The sequence below is a fragment of the Rhodococcoides fascians A25f genome (assembly GCF_000760935.2).
Classification (GTDB): domain Bacteria; phylum Actinomycetota; class Actinomycetes; order Mycobacteriales; family Mycobacteriaceae; genus Rhodococcoides.
In genome coordinates, this window is sequence record NZ_CP049744.1 from 18,942 (window position 1) to 34,021 (window position 15,080).

Annotated in this window: 22 protein-coding genes; 17 read left to right on the plus strand and 5 right to left on the minus strand. The window is 63.3% G+C overall.

Features of this window, described 5'->3' with window-relative positions:
* Positions 1–25: 25 nt before the first annotated feature.
* Complete coding sequence (locus BH93_RS00125) at positions 26–655, plus strand: luciferase domain-containing protein (RefSeq protein ID WP_052065304.1); 630 nt, start codon at positions 26–28, stop codon at positions 653–655.
* Positions 656–668: 13 nt separating this feature from the next.
* Here the strand turns inward: BH93_RS00125 and BH93_RS00130 are convergent, their stop codons facing one another.
* The gene (locus BH93_RS00130; RefSeq protein WP_037175052.1) at positions 669–1,289 is read right to left on the minus strand and encodes a TetR/AcrR family transcriptional regulator; all 621 of its coding nucleotides are present in this window, start codon (positions 1,287–1,289) and stop codon (positions 669–671) included.
* A gap of 56 nt (positions 1,290–1,345) precedes the next feature.
* Here BH93_RS00130 and BH93_RS00135 point away from each other — a divergent pair, with 56 nt between their 5' ends.
* Both BH93_RS00135 and BH93_RS00140 read left to right on the plus strand, forming a co-directional pair.
* Complete coding sequence (locus BH93_RS00135) at positions 1,346–1,780, plus strand: PaaI family thioesterase (protein WP_037175051.1); 435 nt, start codon at positions 1,346–1,348, stop codon at positions 1,778–1,780.
* A 39-nt stretch (positions 1,781–1,819) separates the two neighbouring features.
* Entirely contained in the window at positions 1,820–2,281 is a 462-nt protein-coding gene (locus tag BH93_RS00140) for a DUF6194 family protein (RefSeq protein WP_037175050.1), read from the plus strand.
* On the opposite strand, the gene BH93_RS00145 is transcribed toward BH93_RS00140, so the two are convergent.
* The 3 genes from BH93_RS00145 to BH93_RS00155 are packed head-to-tail and all read right to left on the minus strand — an operon-like array spanning position 2,282 to position 4,517.
* The gene (locus BH93_RS00145; protein WP_037175047.1) at positions 2,282–3,193 is read right to left on the minus strand and encodes a transketolase family protein; all 912 of its coding nucleotides are present in this window, start codon (positions 3,191–3,193) and stop codon (positions 2,282–2,284) included.
* A gap of 1 nt (position 3,194) precedes the next feature.
* The gene (locus BH93_RS00150; RefSeq protein ID WP_037175045.1) at positions 3,195–3,875 is read right to left on the minus strand and encodes a thiamine pyrophosphate-dependent enzyme; all 681 of its coding nucleotides are present in this window, start codon (positions 3,873–3,875) and stop codon (positions 3,195–3,197) included.
* A gap of 48 nt (positions 3,876–3,923) precedes the next feature.
* A complete protein-coding gene (locus BH93_RS00155) occupies positions 3,924–4,517 on the minus strand; it encodes a TIGR03086 family metal-binding protein (protein ID WP_037175044.1) in 594 nt (197 codons plus the stop codon).
* A gap of 103 nt (positions 4,518–4,620) precedes the next feature.
* On the opposite strand from BH93_RS00155, the gene BH93_RS00160 reads away from it, so the two are divergent.
* The 10 genes from BH93_RS00160 to BH93_RS00205 all read left to right on the plus strand — a co-directional run bounded on the left by BH93_RS00160 (position 4,621) and on the right by BH93_RS00205 (position 11,227).
* A complete protein-coding gene (locus BH93_RS00160; RefSeq protein WP_037175043.1) occupies positions 4,621–5,553 on the plus strand; it encodes a helix-turn-helix transcriptional regulator in 933 nt (310 codons plus the stop codon).
* Between the two features lie 98 nt (positions 5,554–5,651).
* Positions 5,652–5,792 (plus strand): hypothetical protein, encoded by a 141-nt coding sequence (locus BH93_RS00165; RefSeq protein WP_165712588.1) that lies wholly within the window; start codon positions 5,652–5,654, stop codon positions 5,790–5,792.
* A gap of 1 nt (position 5,793) precedes the next feature.
* Positions 5,794–6,165 carry a VOC family protein gene (locus tag BH93_RS00170; protein WP_037175042.1) on the plus strand — a complete coding sequence of 124 codons (372 nt, stop codon included), beginning with the start codon at positions 5,794–5,796 and terminating at the stop codon, positions 6,163–6,165.
* A gap of 21 nt (positions 6,166–6,186) precedes the next feature.
* Positions 6,187–6,507 (plus strand): hypothetical protein, encoded by a 321-nt coding sequence (locus BH93_RS00175; protein ID WP_037175041.1) that lies wholly within the window; start codon positions 6,187–6,189, stop codon positions 6,505–6,507.
* Between the two features lies 1 nt (position 6,508).
* Positions 6,509–7,018: a putative immunity protein gene (locus BH93_RS00180; RefSeq protein ID WP_052065302.1), complete on the plus strand. Its 510-nt coding sequence runs from the start codon at positions 6,509–6,511 to the stop codon at positions 7,016–7,018.
* Between the two features lie 39 nt (positions 7,019–7,057).
* Positions 7,058–7,393 carry a hypothetical protein gene (locus BH93_RS00185; protein ID WP_037175040.1) on the plus strand — a complete coding sequence of 112 codons (336 nt, stop codon included), beginning with the start codon at positions 7,058–7,060 and terminating at the stop codon, positions 7,391–7,393.
* Between the two features lie 17 nt (positions 7,394–7,410).
* The gene (locus tag BH93_RS00190; protein ID WP_037175038.1) at positions 7,411–7,890 is read left to right on the plus strand and encodes a GNAT family N-acetyltransferase; all 480 of its coding nucleotides are present in this window, start codon (positions 7,411–7,413) and stop codon (positions 7,888–7,890) included.
* Between the two features lie 4 nt (positions 7,891–7,894).
* Positions 7,895–8,650 carry a class I SAM-dependent methyltransferase gene (locus BH93_RS00195; protein ID WP_037175036.1) on the plus strand — a complete coding sequence of 252 codons (756 nt, stop codon included), beginning with the start codon at positions 7,895–7,897 and terminating at the stop codon, positions 8,648–8,650.
* Positions 8,651–8,742: 92 nt separating this feature from the next.
* Complete coding sequence (locus BH93_RS00200) at positions 8,743–9,027, plus strand: DUF1490 family protein (protein ID WP_037175253.1); 285 nt, start codon at positions 8,743–8,745, stop codon at positions 9,025–9,027.
* A gap of 25 nt (positions 9,028–9,052) precedes the next feature.
* Positions 9,053–11,227 carry a heavy metal translocating P-type ATPase gene (locus BH93_RS00205; RefSeq protein WP_080739143.1) on the plus strand — a complete coding sequence of 725 codons (2,175 nt, stop codon included), beginning with the start codon at positions 9,053–9,055 and terminating at the stop codon, positions 11,225–11,227.
* Here BH93_RS00205 and BH93_RS00210 read toward each other — a convergent pair whose 3' ends face one another.
* Complete coding sequence (locus BH93_RS00210) at positions 11,228–12,469, minus strand: KasA/KasB family beta-ketoacyl-ACP synthase (protein ID WP_037175034.1); 1,242 nt, start codon at positions 12,467–12,469, stop codon at positions 11,228–11,230.
* A gap of 40 nt (positions 12,470–12,509) precedes the next feature.
* Here BH93_RS00210 and BH93_RS00215 point away from each other — a divergent pair, with 40 nt between their 5' ends.
* The 4 genes from BH93_RS00215 to BH93_RS00230 are packed head-to-tail and all read left to right on the plus strand — an operon-like array spanning position 12,510 to position 15,076.
* Complete coding sequence (locus BH93_RS00215) at positions 12,510–13,076, plus strand: TetR family transcriptional regulator (protein WP_037175032.1); 567 nt, start codon at positions 12,510–12,512, stop codon at positions 13,074–13,076.
* Positions 13,077–13,133: 57 nt separating this feature from the next.
* Positions 13,134–13,619, plus strand: coding sequence for a MerR family transcriptional regulator (locus BH93_RS00220; protein ID WP_052065298.1), 486 nt, complete (start codon positions 13,134–13,136; stop codon positions 13,617–13,619).
* A complete protein-coding gene (locus BH93_RS00225) occupies positions 13,600–14,592 on the plus strand; it encodes an aldo/keto reductase (protein ID WP_037175031.1) in 993 nt (330 codons plus the stop codon). Before BH93_RS00220 ends, BH93_RS00225 begins: the two co-directional genes overlap by 20 nt.
* A 1-nt stretch (position 14,593) precedes the next feature.
* Positions 14,594–15,076, plus strand: coding sequence for a cysteine hydrolase family protein (locus tag BH93_RS00230; RefSeq protein WP_165712591.1), 483 nt, complete (start codon positions 14,594–14,596; stop codon positions 15,074–15,076).
* The last annotated feature ends 4 nt before the right edge of the window (positions 15,077–15,080 follow it).

The window sequence follows — 15,080 nt, forward strand, 5'->3', positions numbered from 1 at the left end:
TCGACCCAGCAGCTAGATTGACCCGGTGCAGAAGGTCAAGAACGACTACACCGCGTGGATGGAACTGGGGCCGGGAGGACTTCCCGCCAATGTCGGTGGCTGGCTGATCACTACCGCACTGAGACCATTTGCGCGACGCGACGCACTTCGTGTCGACGGTACATCCGGTACCGGTCTGCACTGGCAGCTCGAACGTCGCCCTGGACCACGGCCGTCGATCGCGCCGTACCCGATTCCCCATCGCCAGCTCACAGATCGGGGTACCCACGCCCTGATCGAGCGGTTGACTGCATCCGTCACCGCCGAGGCGTTGCCAGACGGGCCGTTTCATCTGGAGCGCAGTCGATTCGAGCGTAGAGGGGAGGCACTGTATCTCTCCGATCTCCGCTCTGCTTCGCCCTGGATCTCCCGAACCAAAGGCGAAATCGTGCACGTACATGAGACCGAAGGTTCGTTGCACGTCGTACTGCAACCGGACGATGCGCAGACCGTCATATCAGCGGGGTGGGGTGAACTGCACCCGCTGGCAGGACGCCCCGTGTTCGGACTACCCGAGACTTACGTCTTCCTGTACGCACCGAGAGATTCCGACGACGCCGATCGAATCGAATCGATCATCCATCGCGCGACAGCGACAGCGACAGCGACGAGGTGAGTTTTTTGTCAGCTCAACGGGTTTCATCGGGAATCCCCTTCAAGTGGCGGAGCATGTCCGCCCGCGTGATCTCGAGCATCGCGTCGAGCATGGATCGATCGACGATGCGTCGTTGATGCAGTGACACAGCGCCGTTCATCGCCGCCCAGGCATTCAGAACCAATGCACGGGGGACGACGTCGGCTCCGGCATCCACCACCGCACGCGTTACCGAATCGATGAGTTCACCGAGTGCAGTATCGATCTTCGCCTTCGCCTCACCGACCGAGGCGGACTCGGACTTGTCCACATCCGTCAGCGCGAGCAGCCGCAGCGCCAGTGGATTGTCGCGGTGGAACGCGATGTATCGGTCGAGGAACTCGGCAACGACGTGCGTAGATTCGACCGCATCGATGGGGGCAGTCATCTGTTCAGCGTGGCTCTGGGCGGTTCGCCACGCCAGAGCGGCATAGACGTCCACCTTGCCGGCGGGGAAGTTTGCGTAGATCGAGCTCACCGCCACATCGGCTGCGGTGGCGAGCATCTCGATCGTCGTTCCCCGATATCCGTGGCGCAGGAAGAGCGAGCGAGCACCGTCGAGCACCGCGGTGTGTGTTCGACGCTTCCGCTTGTCGCTGGGGGTATCCAAGACCATGCACTTATCGTAGTCTGATTCCGATAACGGAATCAAATTAGGATAGAGGAGACGCTATGACAACCGAGGACGTTCAGCTGCCGGACAGCGGTAGCGCGGCAATGGTCCACTTTCTGCCGCAGTCACCGTTCGTGCAGCAGCTGGGAATCGAGCTGATCGATATCGGCGAGGGCACCGCCCGGCTTCGCCTGTCGTACCGAGACGAACTGTCGACCGTGGGCCAGATGCTGCACGGAGGTGTGATCGCCGGCTGCATCGACATCGGAATCATGACCGCGGCGTGGGCGGGAGCGGCAGTCCCCGAAAAGCTTCGGGGTGTGACCGTGTCCATGTCGGTGCAATTTCTGGAACCGGTGTACGCCGAGGGAATAGACATAGTGGGGACACGCCTGCACGGCGGCCGAAGCCTGAAGACATGTCGCGTCGACATCGTGGGTACCCAGTCCGGTCGACTGGTCGCAACCGGCACGGGAACATACAAAGTCGGCTGAAGTCTGGGCAGGGACCGCAAAGCATGTGACCATCGATGCATGACACTCGACGACATCGTGAACTTGGTCGGCAGCTTCGACGGCACGCTGGCGCAGCGGCCTCGGGAGGGTGATGGGACTCCAGAACTCGCATGGGGCGATTGGTTCTTCTACTACTCGCCGGACGGGACCATTCCGACGTCCACCCAGCCGTTCGCAACCATCGTGACGAAGAATTATCCCGGTGACGAGTCGTCTCGGCTGGACCGTGCCGGCGCGTTCCGCGTCAATGTCGTTGCGGGAAAGCAGGAATTCGAGCGACTACTGGGAGTGCCCCCACGCGAAGCAGCTCACGCACCTCAGGCCGACACCGACGACACCCTTGCCGCCCACCCTCACTACGGCACTGCGGGCTGGTTGTCGGTGGTCAACCCGTCTTCGCAGACCGACTCCCAGATCGGGGAACTCCTCGAGTCTGCTTACAACGTCGCCAAGGCCAGGTACGAGCGCCGCCAACACTGATCACTCGAAGAAGTCGTCCATCGACCGGGACAGCCCCTCGATGTCGAGGCCGTTGGCTCGATCGTGTTGGGCCACCGTTCCGTACTTTCTGCGCTCACCGGGTTCCACCCCGATTCCCGACACTCGATGCCGCACATCCAATAGAGCCCGATCGATCTGTGACACAGACGTTCCCGCGAGGTACGGCTCCACGATCATGACGTCCGGCGCTGTCAGCGTCTCTCGGAGAGTTGTACCGTCGAACGGCCTGATCGTCGAGGTGTGCAGCACGGTGACGTCACGTCCACGGGCCGCGGCCAGGACCCGGTCCGTCATCGGACCGACCGAGATCACAGTGCCGGAATTACCCTGTTGCAGAACGGCCATCGAACCCCCGGGTAGACCGTACGAATGATCGTTCGAGACACCGTCGAGCCTGATGTAGACGCGATCGTCGGAATCAGCCGCGCCGCGCAGCATCCATTCGACCTCGTCGACGTGCCCGGGCACGTGCACCGTCCACCCGTCCAGGGTGTCGAGTAGCGCGACATCGCGTTGGCCGAAGTGCGTCTCACCGCCCTGTGGCCATCCGTAGGAGCCGCCCGAGCTGACCAGGATCGCGCCGACATCCTGATGTCCCAGATCGAGTTTCACCTGCTCGAAGGGCCGCTCGATCAGAAACGGTGGGAATGTGTGCACGATCGGACGCATGCCGGCGAGCGCCATACCGCCCGCGACACCGATCATCGCCTGCTCTCGAATACCCACGTTGACCACGCGCGGCCGAATATCTGACGTCAGATGCGGTTCGAGATAGGCCACGCCGATCTCGGCCAGTACCAGCACGATTCGCTCGTCCTGGGCCAACAGTTCCGGCACCAGTCGGTAGAAGGACTCGCGTTGATCCGCGGTCCTGTTCAGCGTCGACGTCATTTCAGTTCTCCTTCTTCTCCACGTGGGCGACCACTACGTGGGGCCGGTCGCCGTGATCGATGCGAAACGCCTGCTGGAGCGCACTGTGGTCTCGACCGTCGACGTCGGATGTCGACCACCCCTCGACGGCGAAGCGCGACGCAATGCCGCCGGGCCAACCCAAACCGGCCGAATCGTTGTCGATCACCACTGTGGTCAGGTTGCCCAGGTGCGATCGACCGGCGAATTGGATGGCCTCCATGTTGCTGCCCTCGTCGAGCTCGGCGTCACCGATCAGTACGAACACCCGGGCCTCGCTCCGCTGGATCTGCAGCGCCGCAGCAGTTCCGGCTGCCAGCGCCAGACCATGACCGAGCGACCCCGATCCGATGTCGACACCGGGAATCAGCGTGCGGTCCGGATGATTGCCGAGCGGTGAGTGGTAGCTGCCGAACGACGCGAGATCGGTCGGCGAGAGGAACCCCCGCGCGGCGAGCACCGCGTAATACGCCATCGGGCCGTGTCCCTTGGAGAGGTAGAACCTGTCGCGATCGGGGTCATCCGGCTTCGCCTCGTCGAGACGAAGAATGTCGGAGTACAGCACCCACAGCACGTCCAGCGTGGATGTGGCACTGGCACCGTGCTTTTCGTCGCCGGTCATCAGGGTCATGAGTTTGGGCAACTCGTCGAAGGTCATCTGCATGAGACCCACCCTGCAACCTCGAGTGCACTCGAGGTCAAGGGCGTCGTGCTACACCCAACCGTCCGACGACCGGCCCGCGAAGTTCGCCAGGCGTTCCAACGGCCCTGCCTCGGAACGGGGTTCCACGATGGGCCCGAAGGGGACTCCCGGAACCCGACTCTCCGCCGGCAGCAGTGCTCGAAGTTCCACGGCTACCGGATCGACGAGCGCGGGGTCGGCATGGGCCGGTTGCCCCGTCGCAACAGCAAGATCCCATCCGTGCACCAGTAACTCCCGCGCATAGCCCCAGACAGCCGATCGCCCTGGGACTTCACCCCACGGAACGACGACAGGGGCGTCGAGTGCCGCGTCGTCGGCCCAGGCCGCGCGTGCCTGCTCCACCAGAGTGTCGAACGATGCGGCGTCGTGATCAGGAGAGAACGGCGAGACCGAGTCCGGGCGACCCAGTTCGGCGATCGCGATCAGCCTGGCCACCGTAGCGACGAGGTGACCGGCCAGCGTCCGAACATCGAACTCGTCGCATGGGGTGGGAAGGTCCAGTTGGTCGGCGCGCACCCCTGCGAGCAGTCCGCTCACCCAGGCAGCGGAGGTGAAGTACACCTCGCGCGGGTCTGTCTGCTGTGTGGTCTCGATGGTGTCCATTGTTGAGCCTTCCGTTCCGCGGCCGCCTGGTGTGGCCTGCTGAGTAGAAGTAAATCGGCTGAACATGACATCTTCTGTCATGTTTCGGTGAGAGACTTTTCGGGTGCGCGCTGACCGGCTGTTGTCCATCGTCATGCTGCTCCAACATCGGGGCAGGCTGAATGCTGCCGACATCGCCGCCCAGCTCGAAGTGTCCACGCGCACCGTATTGCGCGACATCGAAGCGTTGTCGTCGGCGGGCATACCGGTCTACACCGATCGCGGTCGCGGTGGTGGCATCAGTCTGCTGCCTGGCTATCGGACCGAGCTGACCGGTCTGACGGCCGCCGAGGCGACGGCATTGCTCGCTTCCGGCGCGGGACGCGTCGCCACCCCGGCGTTCGCGAGCGCGATGCGCAAGGTTGTCGCCGCGATACCCGACGCCCACCGAGCGGCGGCAAGCACTGCGTCACAACGAATCCTGGTACGGCCGGACGGTTTCGCGTTTCCCCACGAATCCGAGGTCCATCTACCGGAATTGCAGCGAGCCGTCATCGACGGTGTGCGGATACGGATGTCGTACCGCAACCGCGGCGGCGAGTTGTCCGACCGAACCCTGGACCCAGTAGGGCTCGTCTATGCCGGCGAGCATTGGTACCTGCTCGCCGCCCGAGAGGGAAACGAACGTGTCTATCGAGTGTCCCGCATCGATACCCTGACCGTCCTCGACGAGCCTGCCCATCGCAGCGCCGCCGTGGATCTGGAGGCGGCATTCACGGCGCATCGGACATCCTTTCGCGCAAGTTTGGCTCACCTCGAAGTCACCTGCCTCGTAGAGGACTCGGTATGGATCTCGTTGACCAAGAACGTCGTTCGAGTGATCAGCGATCAAGTGCAGGACGACGGACGACGCCTCGCAGTCATCGAGTTCTCCGGGCACAATCACGCTGTGGGCGCCCTGTGGCAGTGCGCGCCTGCCGTAGCAGTGCTGCAGCCGAGCACAATTCGAGACGAACTGGCTCAACGCGCGACGGCAACAGCGCAGTTGTATCGCTGAAATTTCGGAGACGAGAGTGCATGACCAAGTCATTACCATTGCGAATAGTCTGGTGGTTTCGTAGGGTGAACGCGACTCCGAACATTCAGGACGGCGCTATGGCTTTCAATCCACCCCGAACGTGGTTCGGCCCGAAACGGTACGGCTGGGGAATCAGCCCGCACACGTGGGAGGGCTGGCTACTCCTGGCCATCTTCGTGATCGTCGTCGTCACGCTGGGAGCCACCGTATTCTCGTGACATGTCGCGCCCACACCTCGACGTAGCAGGGATATCCATCGACTGCCCCGAGCCGGGGGAGCTCGCTCGCTTCTACCTCGCGCTTCTGGGCGGAACGTCGTTGTGGGAGAACACGTCGAGCTCGGGGATTCGCACGCAGTCGGGCCTCAACATAGTTGCGCAGAAAGTGGCGAACTACATCCCGCCCACGTGGCCGTCGGCGTCCATCGTGCACTTCGATCTCGCGGCGGGAGTGAGCCTAGGCGAATCCGTCGCTTATGCAGTCGAATGTGGGGCAACAGAAGCAGCGCAGCAACCCGACCCGCGATGGCGAGTTCTCCTCGACCCCGCCGGGCATCCCTTCTGCATCACCACGGAGGTGTACGACGGTTGACGAGGGCAATAGCCTGAGACGGTGCGCAATCTCGTCGTCCTCCTGCTCCTGTTCGGATTCGTCATCGGATTGGTTCCACTTGCCTGGTACTCGATAGGTGAAATGACCACAAACACGAGTGGCGTCGTGTATTCGGGTGGCTACGAGCCGCTGTACGGAGCCACGATGAGCGACGAATTCGTGAACGCGATGAACGACTCGTTCGACCGACGAACCCAAGGCCTATCGACGCTGTGGCTGTACCTGGTCCCTATTGCCAGCGCGACACTCGGCGCGCTGACCGGGGTGGTCCTCGGACGATTCGGATTCATGTTGAACCGCAACCGGACCCGCGGGTCCTGAGGTGGGCGAACCCGCTGAAGTGGAGCTGAGTCTCGACGACATTCGACGCGTGACGGCCTTCGCAGCGGCCTGTGCCCGACGCGCATTGCCGATCTACGAGCTGGCCCGCCCCAACGATTCGCGTCCAGGCTTGGCAATCGACGGTGCTGAGGCGTTTTTCGAGTCCGGCGAGCGAACTGGAGCGCTACGCAAGCTCGCCTGGGACGCGCACAAGGCCGCACGCGAGGTGCCGGCATCTGCGGCCACGGACGCCGCACTGTCCGCAATGCACGCCGCCGGTGCCGCATTTCTCCATCCGTTGTACAGCCCCCATCAGGTCAAGCACATTCTCGGTTCTGCCGTGCATCTGATACTGACGGACTCCAATGCTGTTGCAGAACAGATCGAATGGATCCATGAACGCGCCGACGCGACCGTGCGTTCGGTCTTGCGCCGCTTTCCAACACCGGCCACCGGGCGCACGAGTTTCGGCACACTTCTCACTCAACTCGATGCCGAATTGCGACGCTGACGCGTTGTCGGGATCGAACGGCAGTGACAGCATGTAGGCATGAACGATCGTCAACGTCGTTGGACCCGGTACCTGCTCGGCATCTGGCTGGCCTTGCTCGTATTTTCAGCGATCGCCGATATCGTGTCCGAACCGTCGATGTGGAACTGGTCGAAGCTGGTAGTGCTGGCGGTAGCCGCCCCGTGGCTCTGGTACCGGCACGGACGGTCCTGGCTCGCGCCCAACAAGATTGCTTCCGAGGCCGTCCCAGCCGAGGATGTCGACGCGGTGGTCGCAGAATCCGGCAGAACCGTCGAAGCCATTCGTTCGCTGCGTGAAATGCATCCCGGTCTCGGTTTGCTCGATGCCAAAAGGCTTGTTCAACCAGAAAATTGACACCTCGAGGAGTCGATATGTCCGGCACACGTGACGTCAGAGATTCCGACGGGCTCTTCGAGGCCGCGAACCTGTTGGTCGATTTCAATCGCGAGTACGACGACCCGGCACCCGAGCCCCAATGGCTTGCAGCCCATTTGAACAGACTGGTCACATCCGGTGACACCAGCGTGCTGACCTTCGGGACCCCCGCCATCGGCGTTGCCGTTCTACGATTTCGGATCGGTACGATGAGCGCAGACCCGGAGGCCTACCTCGCCGAGTTCTACATCCAGCCTGCTCTGCGCGGGAAGGGCTACGGCACAACCTTTCTCGACGACGTCATCGAGCACGCACGCGGCAGGGGCGCCACCTACATGGACCTCAACACCTCGGAAGACGACGAGGCAGCGCGCCATGTCTACGAGAAGCGCGGCTTCGACTGCCACGAAGGACACGGCGAGGGACCGAAGGCTCTCTATTACGAACTCGAGCTCGAACCGGGCGAGGTAGCCTGACCGCATGGTTAGCCGAGATAACAGCTCGACGTCATTCGGGGCCGTTGCCGACGTGTACGAATCGGCTCGCCCCGAGTACCCGTCGGACGCGGTTGCGTGGCTGCTGGAGCCTGCATTCGCGTCGGGTCGAACGCCACTGGTCGCCGACGTCGGTGCCGGCACGGGCAAGCTCACGCGCAGCATCGTTGCCGCTGGTTGCGACGCAATTGCCGTCGACCCTGATCCCGCCATGCTCGATGCCCTGCGCATCGCAGTACCGCGTGTCCCGACCCTGGTCGGTACTGCCGAGTCCCTCCCAATAGACGACGAGAGTCTCGATGGAGTGCTGCTCGGACAGGCCTGGCACTGGGTCGATCCGGTGGCAGCGTCACGCGAGATCGGACGGGTCCTCTGTCCTGGCGGTGTGCTGGGTCTGATCTGGAACATTCGCGACGAGTCACAGGCCTGGGTTCGACGCCTCAACTCGGTGGTCTCGCGCGGCGGAGCGATGGCAATGTTCGACGACGGTCCGCCGCCGATAGCGGAGCCCTTCGATGATCTCGAAGAGCGCCGATGGGCGTGGTCTCGCACGGTGAACCGATCGCTGTTGACCGACCTGGTTCGATCACGCAGTTTCTACATCACCGCGACGGCCGACGAGCGAAGCAGCATAGATCAAAATCTCGCCGCCCTGTTCGACGAGCTGGGGCTGCATGGGTCTACAACGATCGAGTTGCCCTACGTGACGAGGGCGTTTCGCGCCATGCGCCCGATCGGGTGACTCCTACCGCAACCCCGCGAGTCGCCACTGCCGAGCAAAACGAATATGATTCCCAATAAGTGGGTATCGGTTCGAGTTCGAGGAGCTACAACATGGCGTTTCCGATCATCGTCGCGAAGGCAGTATCGACGGTCGTGACAGGCGCAGTCGGCGTCGCCGCCTACAACGGTGCCAAGAAGCTGTACGAGAAGGCTCCCGTTCGCAAGGCGGCGGTATCGGCAACCGAACTCGGTCTCCGCGCTGCCCGCAAAGCCGAAATCCACGCCGAATCCGCACGGTTGGCAGTGTCGGACGTCGTTGCGGAGGCGCGCGACCGACTCGGTGAAGAGGTGCCACCACCCTCGGCCAGCGAAGTCGGCCACGGCCACTCGCACTGATCACGGCAGTCGGTCGACTATGACGATGCTCGTCGAACCCGCACTCGATGCGGCTCCCGACCGCGCGGATGGCATCGAGATCCTCTCCGATGCCGCCGGCCGTATGCGGCTTCGCGTCGACTGGCTCCGCTCGAGCCCGGGCCGTGCCGTTGCGGTCGAGGACCACGTGGACAAAATTCGCGGGGTGCGGGCCGTCCACGTGTACCCGCGAACGGCATCGGTTGTCGTCTGGTACTCCCGCACACGAACCGACAGGGCCGAACTCTTCGACGCGGTGAATGCGGGGCGCTCGACGAATTGGGCCCTGGTACCGGTCCGTAGTCCGCGCTCGGCTGACGTCACCAGCGGCGACGTGCTGCGGATGACCATCGGCGGCGCGGCACTGGTTCTTCTCGGCTTTCGCCGCTACGCGTTCCGTCGGCCGCCCATCCTCGGTCCCACCAGTCGTCTCGTTGCCACCGGCGCAACGATCTTCACCGGCTACCCGTTTCTCAAAGGAGCGGTGCGTTCCCTGGCGGGCAACAGGACGGCAGGAACCGACGCTCTCGTCAGCGCCGCAACCGTGGCCAGCCTCGTGCTGCGCGAGAACGTCGTCGCTCTCACGGTGCTGTGGCTCCTGAACATCGGCGAGTACCTGCAGGAATTGACCCTCAAGCGAACTCGACGCGCGATCTCCGATCTGTTGACCGGCACACAGGACACGGCCTGGATCAGACTGCCCGACGGCTCCGAGATCTCCGTCGACGTCGATCGACTCGAAATCGGCGACGAGGTCGTCGTGCACGATCACGTGGGCGTTCCCGTCGACGGCACCGTGGTCGACGGAGACGCGGTGGTGGATCAGTCCGCAATCACCGGCGAGACCTTGCCGGTATCGATCGTCGCCGGTGACCGCATCCATGCTGGATCCGTTGTTGTCAGGGGCCGCATCGTCATCCGTGCGTCCGCAGTGGGCCGTGACACCACGATCGGACGAATCATTTCCCGCGTCGAGGAGGCACAGGAAGACCGCGCCCCGATTCAGACTGTGGGAGAGAACTTCTCGCGGCGCTTCGTGCCAGCATCGTTCATCCTGTCGGCCCTCACCCTCGTGGTCACCCGAGATGTTCGACGGGCGATGACGATGCTGCTCGTCGCATGCCCGTGCGCGGTGGGCCTGTCCACTCCAACGGCCATCAGTGCCGCCATCGGAAACGGTGCTCGCCGAGGGATTCTCATCAAGGGTGGATCGCACCTCGAACAGGCCGGCAGGGTCGACGCCTTCGTGTTCGACAAGACGGGCACCCTCACCGTGGGCCGCCCCGTCGTCACCAATGTGGTTTCTTTCCAGGACGACTGGGAGCCGGAGCAGGTACTCGCGTACGCGGCCAGTTCCGAGATCCACTCGCGGCATCCACTGGCCGAGGCCGTCATTCGTAGTACCGAAGAACGCCATATCGTCATTCCTCCGCACGAGGAATGCGAGGTGCTCGTCGGGCTCGGCATGCGCACCGTCGCAGACGGGCGGACCTTGCTGCTGGGTAGTCCCTCACTACTGCGTGGGGAGAATGTCGCAGTCTCCGAGCATGCGGCCGACTGGGTTTCGCGCTTGCAGCGTGAGGCCGAGACTCCGCTACTGCTGGCAGTGGACGGCGTACTGGTGGGGTTGATCAGCCTGCGCGACGAGGTTCGGTCGAATGCACTGGAGGTACTGGATGCGCTCCGCGCCGACGGAGTCGAACGGATCGTCATGCTCACCGGCGACCACCCCGAGACCGCAGCGGCAGTCGCTGCAGAACTCGGTATCGCCGAGTGGCGCGCCGAGGTGATGCCGGACGACAAGCTCGAAGCGGTCCGCGCACTGCAAGAACAGGGATACGTCGTCGCCATGGTCGGTGACGGCACAAACGACGCTCCCGCCCTCGCAGTGGCCGACATCGGGATCGCAATGGGGTTGGCCGGCACCGATGTTGCCGTCGAAACAGCCGATGTGGCCTTGGCCAGCGACGACCTCACACGGTTGCTCGACGTTCGCGACCTCGGCCGACACTCGGTGTCCGTCATTCGGCAGAACTACGGAATGTCGATCGCAGTGAATGCACTGGGCCTCGTGGTCAGCGCCGGCGGTGCACTGTCTCCGGTGCTCGCCGCGATCTTGCACAACGCATCCTCGGTCGCGGTGGTGGGCAACAGTTCGCGATTGATCCGGTATCGACTCTGATCAGTAACGCCCGAACGCCAGGGCAACGTTGTGCCCGCCGAATCCGATCGACGTGCTGAGCGCGTAGTCGATCTTCTGGCGGCGCCTCGAACGAACGACATCGAGATCGATTGCAGGGTCCTGATTGTCGAGGTTCAGCGTAGGCGGCACCACCGAATCACGGATCGACAGCATCGTGAGAATTGCCTCCAGTGCGCCGACCGCACCGATGGAATGACCGAGCGCGGACTTGGGCGCGTATACGGAGGCATGGCCCACGACAGCGGCGATAGCCTTGGCCTCTGACAGATCGCCTATCGGAGTCGCCGTCGCATGCGCGTTGACGTGGTCGACATCCTGCGTGCTCAAACCCGCTGCGTCGATGGCCTTTTCCATTGCCTTGCGAATTCCCCGACCCTCCGGATCCGGTGCCACGATATGGAACCCGTCCGAGGTAGTTCCGGCACCGAGGAGGCGGCCGTGAACACGCGCGCCGCGAGCTAGTGCATGCTGCTCCGACTCGACGATCAACAGCGCTCCGGCCTCCCCGAACACGAATCCGTCGCGATCACGATCGAACGGCCTCGACGCGCGAGTCGGTTCGTCGTTGCGCGTGCTCATGGCACGCATCATCGAAAAGCTCGCTATCGGTACGGCATCGATATGCCCCTCGACGCCGCCCGCGACGACGACATCTGCTTCGCCGGTTGCAATCAACCGCCACGCATGAGCCAGGGCTTCCGAACCCGAAGAGCACGCCGATACCGGTGTGAACACCCCCGCACGGGCTCCGACCTCGAGTCCGATGTGAGCTGCGGGCCCATTCGGCATCACCATCGGCACCGACATCGGCGACACCTTTCGATATCCACCTGCTCGCATCGCATCAACGGCCCCGATCAACGCGTCACCGCCGCCCAACCCGGTGCCCACTGCCACTGCGAGTCGATCCGAGTCCATGCCGTGCAGACCGGACAAACCCCACAGACGGCGCCCGAGCACAACCGCCAGCTGTTCGACGAAAGACAGTCTGCGCTGCTCCACACGGGTCAGATGATCGGCCAGTGCCATCTGCAACACCCCGCCGATGCGAACCGGAAGGTTGTATTCCGACACGAACGCACTCTCGAGGGGTCCGATCCCGCTGCGGCCGTCGAGCAGTCGCTCCCAGGTGGTGTCGGCGTCGTCCGCCAGTGCCGTCGTTGCAACGTACCCGGTGACGACGGCGCTGCGGGAAGTTTGTGTAGCGATCGGTTCACTCATAGCGTTCATGAGTACATGTAGCGACCGGTACAGTCAAGTGATGGCCCGCCCTCTCGATCACGACAAGCGAGTCGAACTGCTCGGCCGTGTGGTCGAGTACATCGGCACCCATGGACTCGACGACTTGACGCTTCGCCCGCTCGCAGCCGAACTCGGTACCAGTTCCCGAATGCTCATCTACTACTTCGATTCTCGTGAGAACTTGATCGTGCAGGCGCTGACAAGTCAACGGCCGGCATTCGATGAGATGTTCGGCGACGTCCGCGATTCGATGCAGCTCGAGCAACGATTGCACCAACTGTGGACGTCGATGACCGACGGTACCGATGCGGTCAGCTCGCGAATCCTGATGCAGGTCATCGGAATTGCGTCCATCAAATCCGGTGTTCTCGCGGACTTCGCACGTGCCAGCGTGCGTGCACTCACGGACGCCTTGGCTGCCGCGATGGCCCGTTGTGGGATGGACTCCACAACGGCGATCATCCAGGCAACAACCGTCGGTGCGGGATTCCGAGGGCTACTTCTCGATCGCTTCACCACGGGGGATTCCGAACGCACCGATGCGGCCGCCGCCATGCTCTTTCGCGGGCACGCCAGACTGGTGTGAGCCCGTGGCCGATTTCGGCTTGCGTTGGAGTGCACTCGAAGACGTAGCGTCTGGCCCATGACCGCAGCACCGCATTCACCGGCCACCACAGACACCGAGCCCGTGAGTATCGGGATTGCCGAGATGGCCGAGTCCTCGGGGCTGACGCAGGACACGTTGCGTTGGTACGAGCGGGAGGGCCTGATACCCGAGATCCCACGCACGCCGATGGGTAGGCGCGCGTTCAGTCCGCGACTGGTCGCACTCGTGCAACTTCTGGTTCGTCTTCGATCGACCGGGATGCCCACGGCCGATATGCGTCGATTCGTGATTCTGGTGAATCTGGGTGCGTCCACACATCAGGAACGGATCGACATTCTGAGCGCGCACCGGCTACGCGTCGACGAGAAGCAACGTCGTCTCGCCGAAGCACGGTCTGCGCTGGAAACGAAAATCTCGCACTACGAGGACCTGATCGCACAGGGTCTCGACTGCGATGGTCTCGCGGTCGTCCACCCATCATCCAACGAGCACAGGAGCATTCATGTCGATTTCCACTCGTAACGTCCCGGCACTCGGACGCAATGTCGGTGCCATCGGCCTCGGCTGCATGGGTATCAGCTGGGCCTACACCGGTGCGGATACCTCCTCGGACACTGCCGGTGCACCGATCCTGGCGCACGCACTGGCATCGGGGATCGACTTCTTCGACACCAGCGACGCCTACGCTGCCGGACACAACGAGAGGGTAGTCGGCCGCGCTCTGGCCGGGACGGATGCCGTCATCGCCACGAAAGCCGGGTTGGTCGGCAACGTCGACGGCGGAGCGCCTGTTCTGACCCGGAACGGTACGCCGAAGCACCTCGCGCAGGCCTGCGACTCGAGCCTGCGGAACCTCGGTGTGGACACCATCGATCTGTACTACCTCCACCGCGTCGACGACCAGGTGCCGATCGAAGACTCCTGGGGAGCCCTGTCCCAATTGGTGGCGACGGGAAAGGTGCGCGCCCTGGGGCTCAGCGAGGTCACCGTAGAGCAGGCACAGGTGGCCCACAGCATTCATCCGGTCGCTGCAGTGCAGTCCGAACTATCCCTGTGGACTCGAAACGCATTGGGGCAGGGCACTACACACGACGGTGAACCTGTGGGAAACATGGTGGAGTGGACGGGTGAGAACGACGCGGTGTTTGTGCCGTTCTCACCTCTGGGTCGAGGATTCCTCACCGGTTCGCTCGACACCTCCACACTTCCCTCGACGGACATGCGGTTGGCACTTCCCCGATTCTCCGGAGCTGCGGCCGAACAGAACCGATCGATCGTCGAGGTGGTGTCCGCAGTTGCATCGAGGCACGAGTCCACTCCTGCCGCTGTGGCATTGGCGTGGGTACTTGCCCAGGGCTCCCATGTGATTCCCATTCCCGGCACCACGAACATCGAGCATTTCGACGCCGACCTCGCGGCACTGGAGCTTCAGCTAACCGCCGAGGATCTCACCGCGCTCGACGATGCACCCGCTGCGGTCGGAACTCGATACTGACGTGCCACGAACGGCATTGTTGGAGATCGACTTTCAGCCCTGGATCATCGAGCTCGGACACGATCCTGACGCAGTGGCTCGCGCCGAATCGGTCCGTACGGCCCAGCGCGCTACGGGTGCACTGGTGGTGTGCACTCGCTATCTGAGCCGGGATGCAGCCGATCCGATGCGCTCCGACGCGGACGGTGACGGTGCCCGCTTCCACCCGTCGATGACGCCTCGGCCAGGAGACCTCATCGCAACGAAGTTCGACCGCGACATCTGGTCCAACCCCGATCTGAATGCCCAGCTGAGACTCGTCGGGGTGGAGCACGTGGTGATCACCGGGTACCTCACGGATTTCGGGGTCCGGATTGCCGCGGAACGTGCATGCTCACTGGGCTATCGCGTGACGGTGCTTTCGGGTGCGTGCGCGGGGTCGACCGAGGACGAGCATCGGCGTGCGCTTCAAGCCATGGCGGCAGCCGGTACGACTGTCGAGTAGATCC